We start from the raw sequence: 1,024 nt of genomic DNA, 5'->3' as shown, positions 1-1,024 counted from the left end.
AAGCTTAGACGCACTTAAGTGACAGAAGTGCGTGAGTGCCCGCTAGATTCTTCACTTCGTTCAGAATGACAATTGTTGGCGTTCACCATTCGCTAATCGCTCCTTCAGAATGACAATTGCTGGCGTTAAGAATGACATCGAGCGAGAGGTTGTTTGACAGGTAGGTCGAAATAATATGTAGGGAGATGGGTGGATATGATATCCGCCCCTTTTTTATTACAGCGGTTTGGGGCGGCAAGGGCCGGCCCTTTTTTGCTATAATGTGGTACATCATTATAAACAACAGCTCATAGCTAATAGCTGCTATCTTGCTTCGTGTGGGATGAGAGCCATGAGCCATGAGCTACTAGCACAATATGATTTGGAGGAGTATTGCATGGCTAAAGTTTCTGTTATTGGTGCGGGTAATGTCGGTGCTACCTGCGCATATACGCTTCTTAAGAATAATGTGGCGGATATCGCCCTCATTGATGTTGTGGATGGGCTTGCCAAGGGTAAGGCGCTCGATATGATGCAGGCCGGGGCGATTGAGGGGTACGACAAAACAATCACCGGCTCGACCGATTACGGCACCGCTGCGGGCTCGGATATTGTCGTTATTACCGCCGGTCTTGCGCGCCAACCGGGGATGAGCAGGACCGATCTTATCGACAAGAACGCCGCGATCATGAAATCGGTTATCTCACATGTAGTTGGTGTGGCGCCGGAAGCCCTCATACTGGTGGTCAGCAACCCCGTTGATATCTTGGCGTATCTAGCCTGGAAAGTCAGCGGGTATGCTCCGAACCGTGTCTTCGGCATGAGCGGCGTGCTCGATAGCGCCCGCTACAAATATTTCATCTCGCAGGCGCTCAATGTGCCCATGTCGAGCGTTGAAGGCATGGTGATCGGCGCGCACGGCGACAGCATGATGCCTGTCGTGAGCCTGACCATGGTAAACGGCAAACCGCTCACCGATCTTTTAAGCGATGAGAAAATACGCGAAGTGATCGACAAGACCAAGCACGGCGGCGCCGAGATCGTG

At 51.7% G+C, this 1,024-nt stretch carries 1 protein-coding gene; it reads left to right on the top strand.

Annotated features, from left to right (window positions below; all coding sequences use genetic code 11):
* Positions 1-376: 376 nt before the first annotated feature.
* The coding region (locus COY37_RS03805; protein ID WP_286976201.1) for a malate dehydrogenase at positions 377-1,024 on the top strand (648 nt) is incomplete at its 3' end.

The organism is Candidatus Aquicultor secundus, assembly GCF_002791875.1.
GTDB classification, from domain to species: Bacteria; Actinomycetota; Aquicultoria; order Aquicultorales; family Aquicultoraceae; genus Aquicultor_A; species Aquicultor_A secundus.
Note: the sequence above shows the minus strand (reverse complement) of the source record. Positions and strands in the feature narration are given on the sequence as shown.